The organism is Rhizobium tibeticum (assembly GCF_900110205.1).
Taxonomy (GTDB): domain Bacteria; phylum Pseudomonadota; class Alphaproteobacteria; order Rhizobiales; family Rhizobiaceae; genus Rhizobium; species Rhizobium tibeticum.
The window spans coordinates 38,749-61,450 of the sequence record NZ_FOCV01000002.1 but is presented as its reverse complement, the minus strand read 5'-3'; the positions used below and the strand labels follow the sequence as shown (position 1 = coordinate 61,450).

21 protein-coding genes and 1 tRNA gene are annotated in these 22,702 nt (G+C 60.0%); 12 read left to right on the top strand and 10 right to left on the bottom strand.

Translation table 11 applies throughout. The features are described from left to right. Positions 1-177: 177 nt before the first annotated feature. Positions 178-384 carry a hypothetical protein gene (locus tag BSG20_RS38600; protein ID WP_072371278.1) on the bottom strand — a complete coding sequence of 69 codons (207 nt, stop codon included), beginning with the start codon at positions 382-384 and terminating at the stop codon, positions 178-180. Then, positions 385-1,878: an MDR family MFS transporter gene (locus BSG20_RS02205; RefSeq protein ID WP_072371276.1), complete on the bottom strand. Its 1,494-nt coding sequence runs from the start codon at positions 1,876-1,878 to the stop codon at positions 385-387. A 1,023-nt stretch (positions 1,879-2,901) separates the two neighbouring features. Here BSG20_RS02205 and BSG20_RS02200 point away from each other — a divergent pair. Beyond that, on the top strand, positions 2,902-4,026 hold the full coding sequence (locus BSG20_RS02200; protein WP_072371274.1) for a helix-turn-helix transcriptional regulator: 1,125 nt from the start codon (positions 2,902-2,904) through the stop codon (positions 4,024-4,026). Between the two features lie 8 nt (positions 4,027-4,034). Here the strand turns inward: BSG20_RS02200 and BSG20_RS02195 are convergent, their stop codons facing one another. From BSG20_RS02195 to BSG20_RS02175, 5 genes are all read right to left on the bottom strand, one after another. Next, complete coding sequence (locus BSG20_RS02195) at positions 4,035-5,351, bottom strand: hypothetical protein (protein WP_072371272.1); 1,317 nt, start codon at positions 5,349-5,351, stop codon at positions 4,035-4,037. 134 nt (positions 5,352-5,485) lie between these two features. Further along, on the bottom strand, positions 5,486-5,791 hold the full coding sequence (gene csgH / locus BSG20_RS02190; protein WP_072371271.1) for a curli-like amyloid fiber formation chaperone CsgH: 306 nt from the start codon (positions 5,789-5,791) through the stop codon (positions 5,486-5,488). A 60-nt stretch (positions 5,792-5,851) separates the two neighbouring features. Continuing rightward, positions 5,852-6,214 (bottom strand): hypothetical protein, encoded by a 363-nt coding sequence (locus BSG20_RS02185; RefSeq protein ID WP_072371269.1) that lies wholly within the window; start codon positions 6,212-6,214, stop codon positions 5,852-5,854. Positions 6,215-6,496: 282 nt separating this feature from the next. Then, positions 6,497-6,572 (bottom strand) — tRNA-Thr (locus BSG20_RS02180). 129 nt (positions 6,573-6,701) lie between these two features. Continuing rightward, positions 6,702-7,661 (bottom strand): NAD(P)H-dependent flavin oxidoreductase, encoded by a 960-nt coding sequence (locus BSG20_RS02175; RefSeq protein ID WP_072371267.1) that lies wholly within the window; start codon positions 7,659-7,661, stop codon positions 6,702-6,704. 254 nt (positions 7,662-7,915) lie between these two features. Between BSG20_RS02175 and BSG20_RS02170 the strand changes: the two genes are divergently transcribed. Then, positions 7,916-9,103 (top strand): hypothetical protein, encoded by a 1,188-nt coding sequence (locus BSG20_RS02170; RefSeq protein ID WP_072371265.1) that lies wholly within the window; start codon positions 7,916-7,918, stop codon positions 9,101-9,103. 1 nt (position 9,104) lies between these two features. Here the strand turns inward: BSG20_RS02170 and ppk2 are convergent, their stop codons facing one another. Further along, positions 9,105-9,986 carry a polyphosphate kinase 2 gene (gene ppk2 / locus BSG20_RS02165; RefSeq protein WP_072371263.1) on the bottom strand — a complete coding sequence of 294 codons (882 nt, stop codon included), beginning with the start codon at positions 9,984-9,986 and terminating at the stop codon, positions 9,105-9,107. 236 nt (positions 9,987-10,222) lie between these two features. Here ppk2 and phoR point away from each other — a divergent pair, with 236 nt between their 5' ends. From phoR to phoB, 7 genes are all read left to right on the top strand, one after another. Next, entirely contained in the window at positions 10,223-11,446 is a 1,224-nt protein-coding gene (phoR, locus tag BSG20_RS02160) for a phosphate regulon sensor histidine kinase PhoR (protein ID WP_072371952.1), read from the top strand. Between the two features lie 199 nt (positions 11,447-11,645). Beyond that, positions 11,646-12,680, top strand: coding sequence for a substrate-binding domain-containing protein (locus tag BSG20_RS02155; protein WP_072371261.1), 1,035 nt, complete (start codon positions 11,646-11,648; stop codon positions 12,678-12,680). 149 nt (positions 12,681-12,829) lie between these two features. Then, on the top strand, positions 12,830-14,311 hold the full coding sequence (gene pstC, locus BSG20_RS02150) for a phosphate ABC transporter permease subunit PstC (protein WP_093041012.1): 1,482 nt from the start codon (positions 12,830-12,832) through the stop codon (positions 14,309-14,311). Beyond that, entirely contained in the window at positions 14,308-15,630 is a 1,323-nt protein-coding gene (gene pstA / locus BSG20_RS02145; RefSeq protein WP_072371259.1) for a phosphate ABC transporter permease PstA, read from the top strand. Before pstC ends, pstA begins: the two co-directional genes overlap by 4 nt. A gap of 14 nt (positions 15,631-15,644) precedes the next feature. Further along, positions 15,645-16,460, top strand: coding sequence for a phosphate ABC transporter ATP-binding protein PstB (gene pstB / locus BSG20_RS02140; RefSeq protein ID WP_024318299.1), 816 nt, complete (start codon positions 15,645-15,647; stop codon positions 16,458-16,460). 43 nt (positions 16,461-16,503) lie between these two features. Further along, positions 16,504-17,217: a phosphate signaling complex protein PhoU gene (gene phoU, locus BSG20_RS02135; RefSeq protein ID WP_007796220.1), complete on the top strand. Its 714-nt coding sequence runs from the start codon at positions 16,504-16,506 to the stop codon at positions 17,215-17,217. 36 nt (positions 17,218-17,253) lie between these two features. Then, on the top strand, positions 17,254-17,937 hold the full coding sequence (gene phoB, locus BSG20_RS02130) for a phosphate regulon transcriptional regulator PhoB (protein WP_007529789.1): 684 nt from the start codon (positions 17,254-17,256) through the stop codon (positions 17,935-17,937). Positions 17,938-18,028: 91 nt separating this feature from the next. On the opposite strand, the gene BSG20_RS02125 is transcribed toward phoB, so the two are convergent. Further along, positions 18,029-18,562 carry a GcrA family cell cycle regulator gene (locus BSG20_RS02125; RefSeq protein ID WP_072371257.1) on the bottom strand — a complete coding sequence of 178 codons (534 nt, stop codon included), beginning with the start codon at positions 18,560-18,562 and terminating at the stop codon, positions 18,029-18,031. Between the two features lie 427 nt (positions 18,563-18,989). Here BSG20_RS02125 and BSG20_RS02120 point away from each other — a divergent pair, with 427 nt between their 5' ends. The 3 genes from BSG20_RS02120 to BSG20_RS02110 all read left to right on the top strand — a co-directional run bounded on the left by BSG20_RS02120 (position 18,990) and on the right by BSG20_RS02110 (position 22,234). After that, positions 18,990-20,186, top strand: a complete 1,197-nt coding sequence (locus BSG20_RS02120; RefSeq protein ID WP_072371256.1) for an aspartate aminotransferase family protein — start codon at positions 18,990-18,992, stop codon at positions 20,184-20,186. 42 nt (positions 20,187-20,228) lie between these two features. Continuing rightward, positions 20,229-21,146 carry an ornithine carbamoyltransferase gene (argF, locus tag BSG20_RS02115; protein ID WP_072371254.1) on the top strand — a complete coding sequence of 306 codons (918 nt, stop codon included), beginning with the start codon at positions 20,229-20,231 and terminating at the stop codon, positions 21,144-21,146. Positions 21,147-21,238: 92 nt separating this feature from the next. Then, complete coding sequence (locus BSG20_RS02110) at positions 21,239-22,234, top strand: Hsp33 family molecular chaperone (protein WP_072371252.1); 996 nt, start codon at positions 21,239-21,241, stop codon at positions 22,232-22,234. On the opposite strand, the gene apaG is transcribed toward BSG20_RS02110, so the two are convergent. Next, complete coding sequence (apaG, locus tag BSG20_RS02105; protein WP_072371251.1) at positions 22,235-22,627, bottom strand: Co2+/Mg2+ efflux protein ApaG; 393 nt, start codon at positions 22,625-22,627, stop codon at positions 22,235-22,237. Positions 22,628-22,702: the final 75 nt, after the last annotated feature.

Below are 22,702 nucleotides of genomic sequence, written 5' to 3'. Positions count from 1 at the left end.
GGTTGCAAGTCCGATTGCACGAATGGGCGCTCCTATCGCTTTTAGGAGCATGGAAGGTTCTCCTTTGGCTTCGTAGGCTTCGTGACCGACAATAGTCCTCTCCCCTTCGGTCGAGGGGCTTCATCGCGTCGCAATTCGGGATTGGGAGCTTTGCGCGAGGCCGGCCATCATTCGCGGTTATCGGCAGCGGCGTACCGTCTTGGTGACCTCGTCGCCATCATCGGTCATTGTTCTGACCGTCTTGGTGTAGCAGCGATCGCGATAATAGCGGTCACGATCTCGGAGGGCGCCAACTCTGATGCCGTGCTCGTTGATGGTAATTCCGGGACGCACACGATCATAATCGTCGTCGCTGCGTTCGCGCGTCGGAGCGGCGGCGAGGATCTAGTGCGACGATTCGCTGGCCGCTGAGGCCACCGGCGTGCGGCCGTGTTCACGTCCCACCGGAATGAGCCACGCCGACAGGAACGTCAGTACGGCAACCACGGCCACACCCCAGAACGTCCAGTGAAGCGAGGCATCGAAGACCGCACGGATCGTGGGATCGGCGGCCAATTCGGAAAGCCCGGTTGGCTGGTTCAGTACATCATGCAGTGAGCTTGCCGCATCGCCGGCGGCATAATGGCTGATGCCGGCATTGAGAATGGCGCCGAGCACGGTTGCGCCGAGCGTATTGCCGAGGCTGCGGGCGAAGATGATCGAGGCAGTGGCGCTGCCGCGCATCGACCATTCGACGCTGTCCTGCACGAGTGCGATGCTGGTGAGGCTGATCAGCCCCATGCCGAAGCCCATGAAGAAGGAGCCTGCTCCGGCAAGCGCCGGATGGCTGTCGGGCGTCAGAAAAAGCAGGAAACTTGCGCCGAAGGGAAACATCACGCTGCCGACCCGCAGCGTCCGGCGGATGCCGAACGCCTTGAAGAAGCGGCTGGAGAGCATTACCGCCAGCGGCCAGCCGACGACCAGCATGGTCAAGGTAAAGCCGGCCACGATCGACGATCGCCCGAGGACGCCCTGGACGTACATGGGCAATACCGTCGATAGACCGATCAGCGCCATTCCGGCCAACAGCGTGGCGGCGTTGCTGGTCGCAACCAGCCGGCGGCTCCACAGCGCGATGGAAATGATCGGCTCTGCCGCCCGCTTCTCCTGCCGCAGGAAAAGAACGGCGGCAACGACGAACACCAGGGCGAGCAATGCCAATACCCACGCCTTGGCATCCGCGGCTTCCGTGAGGATGATGAGCAATGCGATGACGGCGATCGAAAACAGGATGGCGCCGAGATAATCGATCTTTGCCTGCTTGTGCGCGACCGATTCTTTGAGGAAGAAGGCGAAGGCGGCGATCGACACGATGCCGATCGGCAGGTTGATCCAGAAGATCCAGGCCCAGGAAATGGTGTCAACGATCACACCACCGGCGAGCGGCCCGACGACCGCCGATGTGGCCCATACCGTTGCCATGATCCCTTGGACGCGACCCCGCTCCTCCAGTGTGAAGAGGTCGCCGATGATCGTCATCGTTACCGGCTGGATCGCCCCGGCGCCGAGCCCCTGCAGCAGACGGAAGACGATCAGCGACGCCATCGACCATGCGAGGCCGCACAACAGGGAGCCGACAAGAAAGATCAGAATGCCGGCGATCAGCACCGGCTTGCGCCCGAAGATGTCCGAAAGCTTGCCATAGATGACGGTTGTCGTCGACTGCGCCAGAAGAAACGCCGAGAAGACCCAGCTATAGTAGGTAAAGCCGCCCAACTGCCCGACGATCTTCGGCATTGCCGTCGCGACGATCGTTGCCTCGATGGCGACCATGAAGGTCGCGAGCATGATGATGGCGACGACGAGCGCACGGTTCGAGCGCTGAGCTGTAGTGGACATGACATCTTCTCCGGGTACTCCGCGAAGGGCCGGAAATGCTCGGCAGGACGGCAGGCGGGAAACGCGCCGGCGCGAAGTGTTGCACCGTTCTATGCCGCCAACGAAAACCCGTCAATTATTATCCGTTTGGTTACGAGTGCAGTTTCCTGCGTCGCGGCGAAGGTTGCCAGGGCGCGGCATCTGGACCGGACCTCGACGACACCGTCGAGGTCGCCGCCGCCGTAACCACCCTCGACCCGCGCCACCGGCCAGCTCTTCTACCTCCCGTCGCTCACTGACAAAACCCTCATCAAGGACAACAAGCTCATCCTCGGAATGCCCGTCGAAGTCGTGTCCAACCGCCGAGCGAACCGCCCTCGCATAGTTCATCAAACCAGTCGCCGACAAACGATGAAGGCATTAGAGAGGAATGAGGCACGTAGAAGGGGAGTGGCCCGCGCATCGCGCGACACCTGTTTCAGGCGCCGCAAACCTCAGCTGGATGATGGACCAGGGTTAAAATTCAATTACCGGCTGTCGGCGGCTTCTACTGGATTGCAACAATATATACCCCTATTGTCGTAAGAAGTGGATAGATGTTAGGCATTTTACAACAGGAAGGCGCATGCTATTCTTAGAAAGCTCTAGGTTTTTAGAGATGATGTTGGGATTATTCTCGACATGGTAGCTGCTTCTTGGCTCGGTTTGGTCTTTGGCCAAATGAGCGCGTTGCTTGTTGTCGGCTTGGCCGTACGACTTGAAGATAAAAAAACAATCTGGAGGAGACATCCGATGTTTCATATAGAGACTTTGCTTCCCTTCGGCCTTTCCTAAAGGCCGCCGAGGCATTGAGCCATCAGGCAAGTGGCTGGGAACCACCTTCGACCGCACGGTCGGACCGGGATGAAGGTAGCCTGAAACATTCATAGAGGTGAAATCGCGGCAATTGTGCTGCTGTATACAGTATCGGGCGCACGGCGTTATGAAACGACGCGGGCCGTACGTGAAATTCTGGAAATTCGCCACAGCATTGGAGTGGGTCCGATGATCAATAGCTTTGGTGAAGACATCTGCTTGCCCCTGGTACAGTTGATTTACGAAACCGTTGTGAGCCCGCCCGAATGGGAAAAGGTCATAGCGGAGCTGATCGACATCACCAAGGCTGCCGCAGGGGCAGTTGTGGGCTTCAAAGGGGCGGAGGATCGGCGCGCGAGCGTGTTTGCAAAGGGCGTTCCGAAAGCCTCCCTCTGCAATCCGCAGATGATCGCCGCATTGCATGCAGCGACGCTCACCCTGGGGCAAGGGGCGTTCCTGACGATCGATTTGAAGGCCAAGCTCAATCCGCAATGGGACGTGCCCGTGCACGAATGTTTTGGTGCCGAGGGCAGCCTTCTAATGCTCGTCCTCGTCAAGGAAGGCGGGCGCCGCATCGCACTCGTGCTTCATTTCGATCGGGGAAGTCGAAGCGATACGGACAGAGCGGCCGAAACGCTGATGAAATTGCTGCCGCACTTTCAGACGGCCTTTGCAATACAGAAAACGACACTTCTGGAGCGGGAGAAATCCGCGCATATGGAGAGTGCCTTCTTCAGTTCCTCGGCACCCTCTGCAATCATCACGGAAGACTATCAGGTGCGCCTGGCGAATGGGAGTTTCGAGAAATTTGTCGAGGCGTCGCATCTGCTCGTCGAATACAGCGACTCGGTGATCGATTTTGTCGAGACCACTCTTCAGGATGAGGTTGCTCGACTGATCGGCATGGCGGCGTCGCATGGACGCGTTCGCCATGTCGCCTGGGTCGAGGACAAAGTGAAGAACATCAAATGGCTCGTCAGCGTCGATGCGCTGTCGGGACGCGTTGGCCTAGGATCGCAATTCAAGAACGTCTTTGCCACCAACGAGCGTGTTTACATGCTCACGATACGCGAACTTGGTGGAAACAGCCTGTTGGCGCCAGACACCATCAAGTCCATCTTTGGCCTGACACCGACAGAGGCCGATCTCGCGTATTGCCTTTTGAGGGGAGAAACGGCATCGGAGATCGCGCGGCAACGCGGGGTCTCAAAGAACACGGTCCACAACCAGCTTGCCTCCGCGATGGCACGCGTCGGGGTGAACCGGCAGACGCAATTTCTCCACTGCCTGTCGATGCTTTCCGCGATGTGCTGACGCGTTGCTCAGAACCGCCAGGAAATGCTGACGGAAACGTTGTAGTCGATCGCGTGGCTCATGCCGATTGTGGGCGATACACCACCACCGGCATCCGCGACATAGTTGATCGTCGGTACTTTGTTGACGAAGTTCACGCCGGCGTCCAAGCCGACCACCAGGTTCTCGCTTGGCGCGTAGCGCAGCCCGGCGCCCACGCCGGCAAGCAGGCTGGCGTCATCGCGCGTTTCGGAGATGAAGTCGAACGGGCCTGTCGTGATCGTTGGTAGAATCGCCGAATAGTGGCTTCGATAACGGGAGTGCAGGTAGGCGCCGCCAAACCTCGCATCGAACGAAACGCTGAGATCCGGCTGCAAGGCTTTTGTTGCAGCCAGTTCGGCAATGGCGCCGACGTAGCGGGCATCGAGTTCGTCGGTTTGCGCGAAACCGACTTCAGGCACGACCACGCCCGGTTGATTCGCAGTAATCTGGAGCGTCCTGCGAAAATCCACGTCGCGATCGATGGAGCGATACATCGGGCCGAATTTGGGCGTAATCGTCCAGCCGCCCTGAAGATCGATCGGAGCACCAAGCAGCAGTTCCTGATCGATCACAATGGCATCTTCGCTGCGCTCATCGACGATTGCGCTGCTGCTGAGATCGCCGGTCGCGGCCAGGGTAAAGCCGGTGTTGTCGCCATAGGCCGCATAGGCCGCGGCGCTCTGGGTGCCGCCGTTTGTCAGCGTAGCGGCGAACGCGCCGCCGGTCACCCCCGTATTGGAGGCAAAGTGCGTCACACGTCCGCCCGCGAGCGACGAGTCCGAGATAACAGTAACACCCGTCGCGCCTGCACTGTCGGCAAACGTTACACCTGCTGTCGCGGTCGCCGGCAGCGCGCCCACGGGTGACGCTGTCAGCGTAGTGATGCTGCCGTTCGCCGAATTGCCGAAGCTCAGGTCCAGTGAACTTTGGCCGGCAAGGCTCGTTCGGTCGGTCGAACTGGACGACAGGTCGGCGAAACCACCGTTCCACTCAAGCACGAAGTGCTGCGAACCGATTTGCCCGAGCGGCAGATCGAGGCTGATGCCAAAGCCAAGGCCATCGTCAACGACCCTGCTGTCTCCGGTTCCAAGGAAATCGGGTCCGCGCGGACCCCAGCTTGGCAAGCTGAACCAGTTGATCCCGGTCCCGATCTGCAAGCTTGGCGCCGATTCCTCGTTCGGCGCTGTCGATGCTAGCTTGGTGTCGTCCGCAACTGCAATGGAGGTGGTGCTTGCAAGGCTTGCCACGGCCGCAACAATGATCGCAGCCAGTTTGTGCGACTGAACGGCAAGGCAGATCCGCATCCTCTCGTCACCCCAATATGGCCGCCGAAGCACGCGGCACGACACACCGAGGTCCATTACTATTATAATTTAGTATACAATCAATTAGCAGCGGTTTCCTCCGCCGGGAAGATCATGCGAACGGTGCATAAATGTCACGGCACCGACACCACGCAGAGCTTCTCGCCGTTCGGACCATAGACCGTGAGCCGGGCGCTCCATCCGTTCGGCGACACGGAGACGGTCGATCGCGAAAGCGCCAGCCGTCCTGGGTCATCCTTCTGGAAATCACCGCCTTGAACATTGCTTGAGGTGTTGCCACTGGAATTCGAGAAGATCTCGAACTGGTAGCTTCCTTCACCGCGACCATCGCTTTCGATCGTCGGGACCAGGGTCATGGTGCCGCCTGTCTCCTTATGGTGCTCGATGATGCAATGTACGGGTGGGAGGGCCGCAATCATTTTAGGACTCCGTAGACAAAGAGGTCAGCGGCATCGCCGCTGACCTTCAACTGAACTCGACTAGTGTTGAATGGTGATAGATTTGTTGCCGACGCCGGACTGATAGGTCTGAGAGTCGTTGCCAACGCCAAACTGACCGGTGAAAGACATGTTTCCTCTGCCCGTTTGTTCGGTATACGATTCGTTACCCAAACCTCTTTGTAGGGTTACGGATTCGTTGTATCTGCCACGTTGAACCGTTGATGCGTCATTCCAGCCGCCGCGCTGGCCAGTGAAGCTGAAGTTGCCCCGGCCACTCTGGGCCGTGCCAGCGAAGTTGCCCCAGCCGCTCTGATCCGTGATGGACTGATTATCCGCAGCGAATACGCCGGAGATCGACGAAAGCGCAAATACGGTTGCAATTACTAGGCCCTTGATTTTCATTGTATCTCTCCTCTTCCCCCGTCGGAATTGACGGTTGAGAGACACTACCGCATCGCCACTCGCGCGCGGGTTTCAAAGCTTACCTAATGGAATGGATGAATTCCCCGTTTGCGGCAAGGAATGTGGTGTCGCTTAGTGAGGAGGGGGGCTGCGATCGTCTCCGTGACTATGCCTTTAGTGACATTTGCCAGACAAGTAGGCTGGAGCTCTACAGTTGCTGAAGGTCGCTTCAACGACACATTGGGCGACCGCGATACGCTTCCACACGATTTTGAAAGGAGATGGTGCCGCTTACGTGACTCGAACACGTGACCCCATCATTACGAATGATGTGCTCTACCGACTGAGCTAAAGCGGCAATCCCTGCGTCCGAACGATGCGGCCCGCGATTTGCATGGGGCTGATACAGGCATTGTTTGAAGATTTCAAGCGCCCTGTCATCTCTTCGGCAAAAAAGAACGACGCTGTGGAAATCCGTTGCCGGTCTCTAGAGCGACAGTCGCGTCCGGGCAGCCGCGTATTCAGCTTCGAGCCGATCAACAAGCGTGTTGACGGGTTCGATCGCCTTGATGGCGGCGATGCCTTGGCCGCTGCCCCAAATGTCCTTCCATGCCTTGGCGCCGCCGACGGCCTGTTCGAAATCCATTTTCGAGGGATCGGCGACCGGCAGGTTGTCGGGGTCGAGGCCGACGGCCCTGACCGACGGTTTGAGGTAATTGCCGTGCACGCCGGTGAAGTAGTTGGAGTAGACGATGTCGTTGGCCATGCCATCGACGATGGCCTGCTTGTAGGCTTCAGAGGCGCGTGCCTCTTCGGTCGCGATGAAGGGCGTGCCGATATAGGCCATGTCGGCTCCCATGGCCTGCGCCGCGAGGATCGCGCCGCCATTGGCGATCGCGCCGGCAAGCAGCAGCGGCCCGTCGAACCATTCGCGGATTTCCTGGACGAGGGCAAAGGGCGATAGCGTGCCGGCGTGGCCGCCGGCACCGGCCGCGACGGCGATCAGCCCGTCCGCGCCCTTGCGAATGGCCGAGTTTGCATGCCGGTTGTTGATGACGTCGTGGAGCACGATGCCGCCGTAGGAATGCACCGCGGCATTCACCTCCGGCACGGCGCCGAGCGACGAGATGACGATAGGCACCTTATATTTGACGCAGAGCCTGAGATCGTGCTCCAGCCGCTTGTTCGACATATGGACGATCTGGTTGACGGCAAACGGAGCCGCCGGCCGTTCGGGGTTTGCAGCGTTGTACGCGGCCAGGTCCTCGGTGATCATGGCAAGCCATTCGTCGAGCTGGCTCTCCGGCCGTGCGTTCAGCGCCGGAAAGGCGCCAACGACCCCAGCCTTGCACTGCGCCAGCGTCAGCGCCGGATGCGAAATGATGAAAAGCGGGGAGGCGACGATCGGCAATCTGAGATTCTGGGTTAGGATCGGAGGCAGGGCCATGAGACACCGTGAGAATTGACGTTTACGAAAACGTCAATGTGATACCAGAGACTTTGGCGAAGGAAAAGCTCGCTCTATCGATTCCACAAATATCGGCTATTCTTGCAGGGACATAAGAGGTGTGCGCCAACCGTGCGTTATCCCCTGCCGATGCGATCCGAAGGCCGGGTGAGGCTTGCGATTTGCTGTGGCAGTGGTTACCGCATTTACGAAGTGTTAGCGATAAGGCCCAGTCTCAGAGTAAAGGACCGGATGTGAGCGGATTAGAAACGGCTATCAGAACGGCGCTCAGCAATGCCGATCGCGACAATCCCGAAGTCCGTGCAAAAATCTATCAGTCCGCGCGTCAGGCGCTCGAAGCCGGTCTTCGCAAACAGGACATCACCGACGCGGAAGCGGTTGCCTATCACCGCCACAGGCTCGAAACGACGATTCATATGATCGAAGCGGAGGAGCGCGAGCGCCTTCATCCGCGCCAGGGACCGCCTGAAATTCCTGTTCCACCAGTCGTGGAAATGCCGAAGTCCGCTGCCCACGTGGCAGAGGAAGGGGTAGCGAACGTCTCGATCGGCGGCGAGACTCGCGCGCATTCCGTCACGGATCCGCGCTTCGACGACGAATCCAGCCTCGCCGGCGTACATGCCGGTAGCGGTGATCATCTCGGCGTCGCGCCGGTTGCTGAGACGCCGGCTGCGGATCGAAAGCCGGCTCAGATGGACTTCCGGCCGGAGCGCGCGGCGGTCCGGCGCAAGCCGCGCAAGTTCTTTTCCCGGCTGCTCGTCGCCTGCGTGCTTCTTGCCTTCATCGGCATGGGCGCCTGGTGGGTATATTCATCGGGTTTGCTGATGACCGCCGCAGAACGAGATACAAGCGTTGCCAATCCACCGGCGAGCACGCAACCGGAAGACTTCGACGGCGCCGACAGCGGCAGCGATAACGCTGCTGCAGGCGATAACGCGGCGCCCGTCGCGATCGACCCGCAGAATTCGTTCTCTGCCGATTGGATCGAGGTTTTCAAGCCGTCCGATGCCGACAAGATCAAAACCGGCGCACAATCTCAAACCCAAAATGTCGCGGAAAATGATGGCCCGGCTGTGCGCCTGATTTCGCAGAGCAATGGCAGTGACGGCAATGTCAGCATCAGCGTTCCGGCCGATGTGCTGCAGCAGCTGGCCGGCAAGTCCTCGACGATTGCGATCACGCTGCAATCGACGTCCGACGAACCGACGCAGATTACGGTGGAATGCGATTTCCAGTCGCTCGGCGACTGCGCCCGCCATCGCTTCTCCGTCACCCGGCAGAAGTCGGATGTGCTGCTCCAGGTCCGCTTCGATCGATCGCTGGCGCCGAACGCTGCGGGAAGCCTCATGATCAACAGCGACGTCGACGGCAAGGCGCGGGGCATCAACCTCTACGCCGTGCGAATCCTTCCTGGGCAATAGGCTATTTCAGGAAATGGGGACCCGCGCCGATGATTTTATCGTCGAGCTTGCCGATGGCGTCCTTCTCCTTGCCGTCGTAATCCATCGTCTTCAGCATGTGACGGATCAGGTTCAATCGAGCGCGACGCTTGTCGTTGGCATGAATGACCGTCCATGGCGCGAATTCCGTATGCGTCTCCTTCAGCATGCGGTCGCGTTTCTCGCTGTAGTCGCCCCATTTCGTCAGGGCAGCTATATCCATCGACGACAGTTTCCAGACCTTGAGAGGATCGTGGCGCCGATCATGGAAGCGCTTCAGTTGCATCTCGCGGCCGATATCGAGATAGAATTTGAAGAAGAAGATGCCCTCATGGGCGATGATCTTCTCGAGCTGAGGCGCCTGGTTCAGGAAATCTTCATATTGTTTCGGCGTGCAGAAACCCATGACGGGCTCGACACCGGCACGGTTGTACCAGGACCGGTCGAAGAGCACGAACTCGCCGGCAGTCGGGAATTGCGCAATGTAGCGCTGGAAATACCATTGCCCGGCTTCGCGTTCGGTGGGTTTCGTCAAGGCGACAACCCGGGCGAGGCGAGGATTCATGTGGGCCGATGAGGCGGAAATCGCGCCACCCTTGCCCGCCGCATCTCGCCCCTCGAAAAGGGCCAATACGCGCTTGCCAGTGGCCTGCAGCCAGAACTGCACCTTGACCAGCTCGATCTGCAGCTTCTCCAGTTCCTCAAGGTATTCCTCTTCCTGGAGCTTTTTGTTGTAGGGATAGTCGCCGGATTGCAGGGCCGCCTCGTCAACCCAGTCCGGCAGCACGGGATCGTCGACGTCGAAGACACGCTTCTTTCCGCGGATGTCCAGTTCGACGGCTCTACGTTCGACATCATCGGCCATGGCTTCTCCCCCACTGTGAGCTTCGAAAGCAGGCGACCATATTTCGCGTTGAAAATCAAATGTCTTGCAGTTTGCGGAAATTCCTGTGCGTTCCCGTCACGGCTTTTCCGTCTGCTGGTTGCAGCCGAAAACTTCTGTCATGATTCACGGCTATCAGGCAGAGTTTGAAGATAGAAAGTACGAGTCGAGATCGCGAGGGGCAGTTGGAAAACGAGACGCCATGGACACGAAGCCTGATTTTGCGCATTCGGCAGGAGCGCCCCGTCCTGCTCGTGGCGCTGCTGATCGCACTGATCGCGCTTGCCGCAGGCGCGAACAAGTGGGTTGTGCTCGGCCTTCTGCTACTGATGATCATTACGGCCTTGTGGCACGCGGTTCCGATCATCCCGGAAATGCCGCTGGAACCCATTCCCGAGACTGTCGAAACTGCCGGCAACCGCTTGGCCGAGGTTACCGCGACGCTGGAGGCGCTCGATGTGCCGGTCATGGTGCTCTCCGGCGACGCCTCGGTGCTTTACCAGAATCGCGCCGCCGAAAAGGCTTTTGGCGAGGTCACCACTGGTGCACATATTTCCGCTCGCCTGCGCTCGCCTGGCGTCCTCGACATGATTAGTGAAACCATTGCGACCAACGCACCGAACCAGATCGAGCATTCCGAACGTCTGCCATCTGAGCGCGTTTATATCGTCCGCAGCGCACCCGTGATCCTTGATGGGCAGCAGCCTGCCGATGAGCGGTTCTTTGTGGTTTCTTTTCGGGATATTTCCGAAGTCCGTCGCATCGACCGCATGCGCTCCGATTTTGTCGCCAATGCCAGCCATGAATTGCGCACGCCGCTTGCGTCCCTGCGCGGTTTCATCGAGACCATCCAGGGACCGGCAAAGAATGATGCGAAAGCGCAGGAGCGCTTTCTCGGCATCATGCTGGATCAGACCACCCGCATGAGCCGTCTTGTCGACGACCTGCTGTCCCTTTCGCGCCTCGAGCTCAAGTCCCACATCGCCCCGGATCATAAGGTTGACCTCGTTCCCCTTCTCGGCCACGTGAGGGACTCGCTGGTACCATTGGCAAATGACGTCGGCGTTGAGATCGCCCTGCATCTTCCGCAAGGCAAAGCAGAGGTGCTCGGCGACCGCGACGAGCTGGTGCAGGTCTTTGAAAACCTGATAGAAAATGCCTGCAAATACGGGCAGGAGGGAAAGGCGGTCGATGTGTTCTTGAAGAACGGTCGGGGCGAGCCGGTGGAGGTCGCCGTCGTCGACAAGGGGCCGGGTATTCCGGCCGAGCACGTGCCGCGTCTGACGGAGCGATTCTACCGCGTGAGCATCGAGGATAGCCGCTCGAAGAAGGGCACGGGGTTGGGCCTTGCCATCGTCAAGCACATCCTGACGCGGCACCGGGCGCGCCTGATCGTCAAGTCTGAAGTCGGCAAGGGAACGAGTTTCACCGTGCGCTTTTGACATAAAACCGCAGGCGGTTGTCTGCGCGCAGGAATTTTATCAAATATATTCAATAGTATAACCCGTCACAAATGTTTCATCAAAATGACATAAAAGCTCTGGTCATCAGGGGCTAAAGAGAGCGGGCCGCTGATGAAGACGGCACCGCCAAGGGCCACTCAAGGCCGCACTCAGACCGCTATATGCCCGGGAGATTGTTATGAACGCCTTTAAATTTACGGTCGCTGCACTCGCCGCTTCCGCCGCTTTTGCTGGCGCGGCTGTTGCTCGCGACCAGGTTCAGGTTGCTGGTTCGTCCACCGTCCTGCCTTACGCCAAGATCGTTGCCGAAACCTTCGGCGAAACCTTCAAGGACTTCAAGACGCCGGTCGTTGAATCCGGCGGCACGGGCGCTGGCCTCAAGGAATTCTGCAAGGGCGTCGGCCCGGACACCATCGACGTTGCCAACGCTTCGCGTCCGATCAACGCCAAGGAACTGGATGCCTGCAAGGCTGCCGGCGTAACCGACATCCAGGAAGTGAAGATCGGCTATGACGGCATTGTCTTCGCAACCGACTCGTCCAACCCGGACGTTGCCTACGTTCCGGCCGACATCTACAAGGCTCTGGCTGCTCAGGTCGTCGTTGACGGCAAGCTCGTCAACAACCCGTACAAGAAGTGGTCGGAAGTTAATCCGAAGCTCCCGGCCGTTGACATCGCGGCCTACATCCCAGGCGAAAAGCACGGCACCCGCGAAGTCTTCGAACAGAACGTTCTCGCAGCTGGCTGCAAGGCCTCCGGCGCTCTGGATGTCATCAAGGCTGCGATTTCCGAGGCTGCTGCTCAGACCAAGGCTTGCGTCGCAGTCCGCAAGGACGGCGCTGCTGTCGACATCGACGGCGACTATCCGGAAACGCTGGCACGCATCGCTGCCAACAAGACCGGCGTTGGCGTCTTCGGCCTTTCCTTCTATGAAAACAACGCCGACAAGCTGAAGGTTGCAACCGTCAACGGTATCGTTCCGTCGACCGAAACCATCTCCGACGGCACGTACCCGGTTTCCCGCCCGCTGTTCTTCTATGTCAAGAAGGCACACCTCGGCGTTATCCCGGGCCTGAAGGAATACGTCAACTTCTTCGTTTCGGAGCCGATGATCGGCCCGGATAGCCCGCTCGTCGAGTACGGCCTCGTTGCTGCTCCGGACGCAGAGCGCGACGCGATCCGCAAGTCGGTCGAAGATGGCAAGACCATGTAATGACCTTGCCGGCGCGATCACCAAGATCGCGCCGGCATTGCCTTGTCCCGCCAGTTGTGACGGGGTTTGAACTTCTCCAAGTTTGAGAGCCGGATCGGTCCGCCTGCCGTTTCCGCTTTTTGGGGTCAAAGGGCCTGGGGACCTTACGAATGAGTACATCCGTCATACTCCTGTGCCTCATGGTGCTGGGCGCCGTTGCCTTTCTGGCAGCCAGCAGCCGCGCTACGGCACTTGCGGGAGGCAAGTCCTCCGCGCTGCATTCGCGACCGGGCTATTATGGCGCCTATGCCGCCATCTGGACGATACTTCCGGCACTGATCGTGCTGTGCGCTTGGCTGGCAATCAGCCCTTCAATCATTGAATCTTCCGTGCGTGGCGCCTTCCCGGATGACGTCAAGGCGCAGCCTGCTGCGCAGCAGAACCTGAACTACGGGATGGTCAGCGCGATCGCGCGCGGCCTGCCGCTGCTCACCCCGGAGGCGATCAGCGGTGCTGCCGGCGATCCGGCGGGCCTGCAGGCAAAGCTTGCTGCGAAGGGTGTTCCCCTTGCCGGTCAGCCGCAGCCCTACATGATCGACGCCGCGCAGAAGCTGAATGCTGAATCCGGTTCCAGCCGTCTCGTCATGACGGCGTTCGTTCTCGTCCTTGCCGTTGCCGGCGCGTTTTATGCGCTTCGCGAAGTCGCTCCGCGGTTCCGTGCACGAAACCGCGTCGAACGCGTCATGCTCTGGGGCCTGCTCCTGGCGTCGTCGATCGCCATCCTGACGACGATCGGTATCGTTCTGTCGATGCTGACGGAAGCCGCACATTTCTTCGCGGCCGTTCCTGCCGCAGACTTCTTCTTTGGTACTGTCTGGGATCCGCGCTTTGCCGGTGCCGGCAGCTCGTCCTTCGGGCAATTCGGCTTGATCCCGCTGTTGCTCGGCACGCTCTATATCGGTTTCGTTGCAATGCTGGTGGCAGTGCCTGTCGGTCTCTTCGCGGCGATCTACATGGCTGAGTATGCTGCCCCCAGGGTCCGGTCTATTGCAAAGCCGCTGCTCGAGGTCCTCGCCGGTATTCCGACGATCGTTTACGGCTTCTTCGCCCTCGTCACCGTCGGCCCCTTCCTGCGCGACCTGTCTTCGCAGGTGAGCGGCCTCCTGTCTGGCAATTATACGAACTTCATTCAGGCGCAGAGCGTTTTGACGGCGGGTATCGTCATGGGCATCATGCTGATCCCGTACGTTTCGTCGCTGTCGGACGATATCATCACCGCGGTGCCGCGTGCGCTGCGCGACGGTTCCCTCGGGCTCGGCGCGACTCGCTCGGAGACGATCAAGAAGGTCGTGCTTCCCGCCGCGCTGCCCGGCATCGTCGGCGCGCTTCTGATGACAGCCTCGCGGGCCATCGGCGAAACCATGATCGTGGTGCTGGCGGCGGGCGTCGCAGCGCGCATCCAGCTCAATCCTTTCGAGCCGATGACGACAGTGACGGTCAAGATCGTCAACCAGCTGACTGGCGACCTAGAGTTTACCTCGCCGCAGACGCTGGTCGCCTTCGCCCTCGGCATCACGCTGTTCTTCATCACGCTTTGCCTCAACATCTACGCGCTCTACATCGTGCGCAAATACCGGGAGCAGTACGAATGACGGATATTGTTTCTCCGGTTCAAGGCGTTGTCGTTTCGAAGGCGCCTGAACGTCGCGACATCGGTCTGAAGAGCCGCTATGCCGCCGAACGCCGGTTCCGTGCCTATGGCATAGCCGCGATCTCCTTTGGCTTGATCTTCCTGGCAATCCTTTTGACAAGCGTCATCAGCAAGGGCTACACGGCCTTTCAGCAGACGGCGATCATGTTGCCGATCGAATTCAGCGAGAAAACGATCGACCCGAACAACAAGCGGGCGACCGATCCGTCCGTGCTGATTGCCGCGAACTACCCGGTTCTCATCCGCGACGCGATGATCAAGACGCTGAACCTGAATGCATCGAGCCGTCCTGATGTGCGTGATGCGACAGCGATGATCTCCAAGGGTGCGCCGATCCAGTTGCGCGACATGGTCGTTGCCGATCCGTCGCTCATCGGCAAGACGGTCAATGTGACGCTGCTTGCCGACGCGAACATCGACTCCGCCAACAAGGGTCAGATCGACCTCAAGGTGGACGAAAAGAACCGCAAGGTGAATGACAAGCAGGTTGGCTGGATGCACCAGCTGGCTGCCAGCGGTACCCTGCACAAGCAGTTCAACACCGGCCTCTTCGTCAACGGCAACTCCAGCCGTCCGGAAGCCGCGGGCCTTGGCGTTGCGCTGATCGGCTCGCTCTACCTGATGCTGATCGTGCTTGTTCTCGCGCTGCCGATCGGCGTTGCCGCTTCGATCTACCTCGAAGAGTTCGCGCCGAAAAACAAGCTGACGGACCTGATCGAGGTGAACATCAATAACCTCGCAGCCGTTCCTTCGATCGTCTATGGTCTGCTCGGTCTTGCCGTCTTCATCAACTTCGCTGGCCTGCCGCGCTCGGCGTCGCTGGTCGGCGGTCTGGTGTTGACGCTGATGACCTTGCCGACGATCATCATCGCGACCCGCGCAGCACTTCGCGCCGTGCCGCCGTCGATCCGGGCGGCTGCTCTCGGCCTCGGCGCTTCCAAGATGCAGATGGTCTTTCACCACGTATTGCCGCTTGCGATGCCCGGCATCCTGACCGGCACCATCATCGGCCTGGCGCACGCGCTCGGCGAGACCGCACCGCTCCTCCTGATCGGCATGGTCGCGTTCGTCGCCAACGCTCCGGCAACGCCCATGGATCCTTCGACGGCCCTGCCGGTGCAGGTCTATATGTGGGCCAACGAAGCCGAACGGGCGTTCGTCGAACGCACGTCGGGTGCCATCATCGTCCTGCTCCTGTTCCTGATCGTCATGAACTTCGGAGCCATCCTCTTGCGTCGTCGCTTTGAGCGCCGCTGGTAAACGGAGTAGACATTATGAACATGTTGACGGAAGCAGCAGTTGAGAAGGCGCTGGATCAGAAGATGAATACCGTTCCCTATAAGATGATCGGCCAGGACGTCTCGGTTTACTACGGCGAGAAGCGCGCGCTCTTCGACGTCAAGCTGAACATTCGCGAAAACACCGTGACGGCCCTCATCGGCCCTTCGGGCTGCGGCAAATCCACCTTCCTGCGCAGCCTGAACCGTATGAACGACACGATCGACGGTTGCCGCGTCACCGGCAAGATCACGCTCGACGGCGAAGATATCTACGATCCGGATATCGACGTCGTGGAACTGCGGGCCCGCGTCGGCATGGTGTTCCAGAAGCCGAACCCGTTCCCGAAGACGATCTACGAAAACGTCGCCTACGGCCCGCGCATCCACGGTCTCGCCAAGTCGAAGGCCGACATGGATCAGATCGTCGAGCTCAGCCTGCAGCGCGCCGGCCTGTGGAACGAAGTGAAGGATCGCGTTCATGAAGCCGGCACCGGCCTTTCCGGTGGCCAGCAGCAGCGCCTCTGCATCGCCCGCGCCGTTGCCGTGAGCCCTGAAGTGATCCTGATGGACGAGCCGTGCTCTGCGCTCGATCCGATTGCGACGGCAAAGGTCGAGGAGCTGATCCACGAGCTTCGCGAGAACTACACGATCGTCATCGTGACGCACTCGATGCAGCAGGCTGCCCGTGTCTCGCAGCGCACCGCCATGTTCCACCTCGGCAACCTCGTCGAGGAGAACGATACCGACAAGATGTTCACCAACCCGGACGATCCGCGCACCCAGGACTACATCATGGGGCGCTTCGGCTGATCGCCGGCGTCGGTAACACTCACGATATTCAAGGATGATCCCTATGGCATCGACACATATCTTTTCTGCCTACGACGATGATTTGAAGTTCCTGTCCCGCCGTATCTCGGAGATGGGCGGCCTGGCCGAGCAGATGGTCTCGGATGCCGTTCGCGCCCTTGTAAACGGCGATACGGCCCTGGCCCAGAAGGTCATTTCTGACGACGTGATCCTCGACCACGCTGAACGCGAGATCGGTGACAAGGCAATCGTTACGATCGCCCGTCGCCAGCCGATGGCGGCCGACCTGCGCGAGATCATGGGTTCGATCCGCATTGCGGCCGATCTTGAGCGCGTCGGCGATCTCGGCAAGAACACCGCCAAGCGCGTCATTGCTGTCCAGAGTGCCGGCGTGCCGCGCAAGCTCGCCCGCGGCCTCGAGCACCTTTCCGAACTGGCGCTCGTCCAGCTCAAGGAAGTCCTCGACGTCTATACGAGCCGTGCTGCCGACAAGGCAAAGTCGATCCGCGAGCGCGACGAGGAAATCGACGCGATGTACACCTCGCTGTTTCGCGAGATGCTCACCTACATGATGGAAGATCCGCGCAATATCACCAGCTGCACGCATCTTCTGTTCTGCGCCAAGAACATCGAGCGCATCGGCGACCACGCCACCAACATTGCCGAGACCATCTATTACATGGCCACCGGTGCTCAGCCGGAAGGCGAACGTCCGAAGGACGATACCGCCAACACCGTCGGCGCTGTCACGGAATAGTCGTTCTGCGATCGCGCCCCCAGGAGACCGAAACGAATGATCCCTAAAGTAGCTGTCGTTGAAGACGAAGAAGCACTGAGTGTGCTTCTTCGCTATAACCTTGAAGCTGAAGGTTTTGAGGTCGATACCATCCTGCGTGGCGACGAGGCCGAGATCCGGCTGCAGGAACGCACGCCAGACCTTTTGATCCTGGATTGGATGCTGCCGGGTGTGTCCGGCATCGAGCTCTGCCGGCGTCTGCGTATGCGGCCGGAAACCGAGCGCCTTCCCATCATCATGCTGACGGCTCGCGGCGAGGAAAGCGAACGCGTTCGCGGTCTCTCCACCGGCGCCGACGACTACGTCGTCAAGCCGTTTTCGACGCCGGAGCTTGTCGCGCGCGTTAAGGCAATGCTTCGTCGCGCCAAGCCGGAGGTGCTCTCCACGCTGCTGAAGTGCGGCGACATCGAGCTCGACCGCGAGACGCATCGCGTTCATCGCAAGAGCCGTGAAGTCCGCCTCGGCCCAACCGAGTTCCGGCTCCTCGAGTTCCTGATGGCGTCCCCCGGACGCGTCTTCTCGCGTTCGCAGCTCCTCGACGGCGTCTGGGGTCACGATATCTATGTGGACGAACGCACCGTCGACGTCCATGTCGGTCGCCTGCGCAAGGCGCTGAACTTCTCCAACATGCAGGATGTCATCCGCACCGTGCGCGGCGCCGGATATTCCATGGAAGCATAAGGCGTCGATGGGGACTGAGCGGCTTTCATCTCCGAAACATGAAAACGGGCCCGCAAGGGCCCGTTTTTTTATTCCTTATCCGGCTTGCGCATCAGGCAACCCGGTTGGCGGCCTTGCGGCGCTCATTGACCGGCTGGTAGGCCATGCGCTGATGGTACGTGCAATACGGGGAGGAATCCGGGGACTCGCAGCCGCAGAAGTGGAAGTCGTCCTTCAGCGGATCGCCGACCGGCCACTTGCAGGTGCGCTCGGTCAGTTCCGTCAGGCCGAGGCGACGCGAAATCGGGACGACCACATTTGCGGCCGGGCGGAAGCGGACTTCCTCGACCGTGTCGATCTCGATCTCTTCCTTGAGCATCGTTGCACCCTGCTGGCGGGTGACGGTACGCGTGGTGATCCGCGAAGCGTAGTTCGGTGCGCGCGGCGCCGATGTGGTGCGCTTGGGCGTTCTGACGGTGGTCGCCGAGCCGCCGGCCTTGGCGCGACCGGGCAAACTCAAACGGTGAACTTTGCCAATGACGGCGTTACGGCTTACACCGCCAAGTTGCGCTGCGATCTGGCTGGCGCTCAGGCCCTCGGACCACAGCTTCTTCAGTTTTTCAACGCGCTCGTCTGTCCAGTTCATGCCCCTGTCTCCGCCTTATTAGCGTTGGTGTAGGCAGAATCCCTCACCGTTGCCTCGGACGTATCCGAAGCAAGAAACGCTTGCTCGATTTTGGTGACTAGTTCCGCCGCATGCAGTCTAGTAATTGAGTTTTAACCTAGTGTGAGGCTGACTCCGTGACAAGAGTCGGTTGAATCTCGGCGAATCGATTCTCAGGTTTTCCCCAACTTGCTGGGCGCGAGAGTCATTTCTGCAACATTAATTGTTGATAGATCCGGAGCCTCCCGATCGCGGCTTGACGCATGCATCAAAACCTCAGTTTTGTTGACATTGCAGTGCGAAAAGTAAATAGTGCTGCTCGCCGCCGAAAGGCGGCATTTTTAATTTCCGGACCTGCATTCCTTAGCCGGAGTCCGGCTGCTGATGGTTATTGACAGGAGATCGCGCCATGGCTGAAGCCGCGCTTTACGACACCTACTCTCGTGCCCCGCTGCGGTTCGAGCGAGGAGAAGGCGTGTGGCTGATCACCGAAACGGGCGAGCGATATCTTGACTTCGGCGCAGGCGTTGCCGTTACCTCCGTCGGCCACAGCCATCCGCATGTGGTGGGTGCGCTGAAGGAGCAGGCCGACAAGGTCTGGCACCTGTCCAATATCTACGAAATCCCGGGTCAGGAAGCGCTCGCGAAGCGGCTGACCGAGGCCACATTCGCCGACAAGGTGTTCTTTACGAACTCCGGCGCGGAAGCCCTGGAATGCGCGATCAAGACGGCGCGCCGCTATCAGTTTTCCAAGGGCCATCCCGAGCGGTTTCATATCATCACGTTCGAAGGTGCCTTCCATGGCCGCACGCTGGCGACGATCGCTGCGGGTGGCCAGGAGAAGTACCTCGAAGGCTTCGGTCCGAAGGCGCCCGGCTTCGATCAGGTTCCTTTTGGCGATCTCGATGCCGTGCGCAGCGCCATCACAAACGAGACGGCCGCGATCCTCATCGAGCCTGTCCAGGGGGAGGGTGGCGTCCGTGCGGCGACCAACCAGTTCCTGAAGGCGCTTCGTGAGATCTGCGACGAGCACGGTCTGCTGCTGGTCTTCGACGAAGTGCAGACCGGCATGGGCCGCACGGGCAAGCTATTTGCGCATGAATGGTCCGGCGCCACCCCTGACATCATGGCGGTGGCCAAGGGCATCGGTGGCGGCTTCCCGCTCGGCGCCTGCCTTGCGACTGCGGAGGCAGCTTCCGGCATGAAGGCCGGCACGCATGGCTCCACTTATGGCGGCAATCCGCTTGCCATGGCTGTAGGCAGTGCCGTGCTCGACGTGATCCTCGCGGACGGCTTCCTGCAGCAGGTGCGCGACGTCTCGCTGGTCTTCCGCCAAGGGCTCGCCTCGCTCAAGGATCGCTATCCTGATATCATTGAGGACGTTCGCGGCGAGGGACTGCTGCTCGGCGTCAAGGCAGCCGTGCCGTCTTCCGAGCTGCTGCAGGCAATCCGTGACGCTCATCTGCTCGGCATTCCCGCTGGCGACAACGTCATCCGTCTTCTGCCGCCTCTGGTCGTCACACCGGACGAAGCCCGTGAGGGCCTCGCCCGCCTTGAGCGCGCCGCCGAAAGCGTGCGCGCTTCGAAGGTCAAGAAGACGGCTTAATGGATAATGCCTGCCACAAGGCGGGCCTGATAGGTAAAGACAATGGCTTCCACCAAACACTTCCTCGATCTCTCCGCCGTTGCGGCATCAGACCTGCGGCTCATCATGGATGACGCCATGTCCCGCAAGCAGGCCTTCAAGGCTGGGCAAGGCGACAAGCCGCTCGCCGGCAAGATGCTCGCGATGATCTTCGAGAAGCCTTCGACCCGTACCCGCGTCTCCTTCGACGTCGGCATGCGCCAGCTGGGCGGCGAGACGCTCTTCCTCTCGGGCACCGAAATGCAGCTTGGTCGCGCCGAGACCATTGGCGACACGGCGAAGGTGCTCTCACGTTACGTCGATGCGATCATGATCCGCACCACCGATCATGCCCGCATGCTGGAGCTGGCCGAGCACGCCACGGTTCCCGTCATCAACGCGCTGACGGACGATACCCATCCCTGCCAGATCATGGCCGATATCATGACCTTCGAGGAGCATCGTGGCCCCATCAAGGGCAAGACGATCGCCTGGACCGGCGACGGCAACAACGTGCTGCATTCGCTGGTCGAAGGGGCTGCCCGTTTCGGCTATCGTATGAATATGGCGGTCCCCCTTGGTTCCGAGCCGAAGGATCACTATTTGAACTGGGCCCGCGATGAGGGCGCCGAAATCATGCTCTGCCATGATGCCGACCGTGCGGTCGCAGGCGTCGATTGCGTGGTGACCGATACCTGGGTCTCCATGAATCAGGAACATCGGGCCCGGGGTCACAACGTCTTCCAGCCTTATCAGGTCAATTCGGCTTTGATGGCACAGGCCGACAAGGATGCATTGTTCATGCATTGCCTGCCCGCCCATCGTGGTGAGGAAGTCACGGACGAGGTGATCGACGGCCCGCAATCCGTCGTCTTCGATGAAGCGGAAAACCGTCTTCATGCGCAGAAGTCGATTCTTGCTTGGTGCCTGGGCGCGATCTGAACCATACTTGACGCCGCGTTTGGCCGGAAGGCCCGTTGGCCGCGCGAGCGGATGGACACTCTCGTCTGCCGCTCCCAGACTAGGAGAAGACCATGGCAGAACCTGCAGCCGCCCTCGGCGAATTCAATTTCGCCGGCGATGATCACGTCGTTCCGTTTCAGGTTGAAGGGCTGGATGTGCGCGGTCGCGCCGTCCAACTCGGCCCGATGCTGGACGCGATCCTCGAGCGTCATCGCTATCCTGCGCCTGTCGCGAGGCTTCTTGCCGAAGTCGTCGTGTTGACCGTGCTGCTCGGCACGTCGCTGAAATTTGACGGCAAGTTCACGGTGCAGACCAAAGGCGACGGCCCGGTGGACCTGCTTGTTTGCGATTTCTCGACGCCCGAGAACGTGCGTGCTTATGCGCGCTTCGACCAGGGCCTCCTCGACAGGGCCATCGCCGCTGGGCAAGTTGAGCCTGAACAGCTGCTCGGCAAGGGTATGCTGGCGTTTACGATCGATCAGGGGAAGTTTAGCCAACCCTATCAGGGCATCGTTGCGCTCGACGGAGCGACCCTCGAGGAAATCGCCGGCACCTATTTCCGCCAGTCGGAGCAAATTCCGACGCGAGTGCGTCTTGCCGCTGCCGAGCTCTTCGATCGCGACGACGCGGGCAAGCCGCGTCACCGCTGGCGGGCAGGGGGGCTCGTGGCCCAGTTCCTTCCGGAAGCGCCGGAGCGCATGCGCCAGCCGGATCTTCACGGGGGCGACGGTGACACGGCCGGCGGTTCCCACAAGGAAGACGATGCATGGATGGAAGCCCGCTCGCTCGTCGAAACGATCGACGCCGACGAGTTGACGGATCCGCAGGTGGGCACGGAGAGGCTTCTGTACCGCCTGTTCCACGAACGCGGCGTTCGCGTCTACGAACCGCGCGAGGTCTTCGATCGCTGCAGCTGTTCGCGCGAGAAGATCAAGGGCGTGCTGAAGGGTTTCTCTGCCGAGGAAATCGATGACAGCCAGGAAGACGGCGCGATCTCGGTCACCTGCGAGTTCTGCTCGACGACCTACCGCTTCGAAGTGGAGGAGGTGGCTCAGGCTGCCGAGTGATCAGTTCAGGACTCTGAGCAGCCCTGGCGAATCCAGCGAGAAGGCGGGTATTTCGACATCGAAAAGCTCGCCTTCATCCGTTTCCATCTGGTAGTGGCCGAACATCAGCCCTGATGGCGTATCCAGTGGGCAGCCCGAGGAATATTCATAGGTATCGCCCGGAGCAAGCCGCGGCTGTTCGCCGACAACGCCGGCGCCCGTGATCTCATCGACGATCCCGTTCTGGTCTGTGATGTTCCAGTAGCGGTTCACCAATCGTACGGTCGTGTCGGAATTGTTGCTGATGACGATCTTGTAGCCCCAGACATAACGATCGTCCTCCGGATCGGATTGCTCCTCCAGATAAAAGGGTTCGACGACGACTTCAATGTCTCGTGTAAGGGCGCGATACATGCCTACACCATAGTCAACATACGTTACCGGTATCTTATACGACGGCCGATCCGTCAATAAACCGATAGGCGATCA

Excerpts from the sequence above, each read along its gene's own strand:
- BSG20_RS02205 (WP_072371276.1), bottom strand. The coding sequence starts at position 1,878 with ATGTCCACTACAGCTCAGCGCTCGAACCGTGCGCTCGTCGTCGCCATC.
- BSG20_RS02200 (WP_072371274.1), top strand. The coding sequence starts at position 2,902 with ATGATCAATAGCTTTGGTGAAGACATCTGCTTGCCCCTGGTACAGTTG.
- BSG20_RS02195 (WP_072371272.1), bottom strand. The coding sequence starts at position 5,351 with ATGCGGATCTGCCTTGCCGTTCAGTCGCACAAACTGGCTGCGATCATT.
- csgH (WP_072371271.1), bottom strand. The coding sequence starts at position 5,791 with ATGATTGCGGCCCTCCCACCCGTACATTGCATCATCGAGCACCATAAG.
- BSG20_RS02185 (WP_072371269.1), bottom strand. The coding sequence starts at position 6,214 with ATGAAAATCAAGGGCCTAGTAATTGCAACCGTATTTGCGCTTTCGTCG.
- BSG20_RS02175 (WP_072371267.1), bottom strand. The coding sequence starts at position 7,661 with ATGGCCCTGCCTCCGATCCTAACCCAGAATCTCAGATTGCCGATCGTC.
- ppk2 (WP_072371263.1), bottom strand. The coding sequence starts at position 9,986 with ATGGCCGATGATGTCGAACGTAGAGCCGTCGAACTGGACATCCGCGGA.
- BSG20_RS02155 (WP_072371261.1), top strand. The coding sequence starts at position 11,646 with ATGAACGCCTTTAAATTTACGGTCGCTGCACTCGCCGCTTCCGCCGCT.
- pstC (WP_093041012.1), top strand. The coding sequence starts at position 12,830 with ATGAGTACATCCGTCATACTCCTGTGCCTCATGGTGCTGGGCGCCGTT.
- pstA (WP_072371259.1), top strand. The coding sequence starts at position 14,308 with ATGACGGATATTGTTTCTCCGGTTCAAGGCGTTGTCGTTTCGAAGGCG.
- pstB (WP_024318299.1), top strand. The coding sequence starts at position 15,645 with ATGAACATGTTGACGGAAGCAGCAGTTGAGAAGGCGCTGGATCAGAAG.
- phoU (WP_007796220.1), top strand. The coding sequence starts at position 16,504 with ATGGCATCGACACATATCTTTTCTGCCTACGACGATGATTTGAAGTTC.
- phoB (WP_007529789.1), top strand. The coding sequence starts at position 17,254 with ATGATCCCTAAAGTAGCTGTCGTTGAAGACGAAGAAGCACTGAGTGTG.
- BSG20_RS02125 (WP_072371257.1), bottom strand. The coding sequence starts at position 18,562 with ATGAACTGGACAGACGAGCGCGTTGAAAAACTGAAGAAGCTGTGGTCC.
- BSG20_RS02120 (WP_072371256.1), top strand. The coding sequence starts at position 18,990 with ATGGCTGAAGCCGCGCTTTACGACACCTACTCTCGTGCCCCGCTGCGG.
- argF (WP_072371254.1), top strand. The coding sequence starts at position 20,229 with ATGGCTTCCACCAAACACTTCCTCGATCTCTCCGCCGTTGCGGCATCA.
- BSG20_RS02110 (WP_072371252.1), top strand. The coding sequence starts at position 21,239 with ATGGCAGAACCTGCAGCCGCCCTCGGCGAATTCAATTTCGCCGGCGAT.
- apaG (WP_072371251.1), bottom strand. The coding sequence starts at position 22,627 with ATGTATCGCGCCCTTACACGAGACATTGAAGTCGTCGTCGAACCCTTT.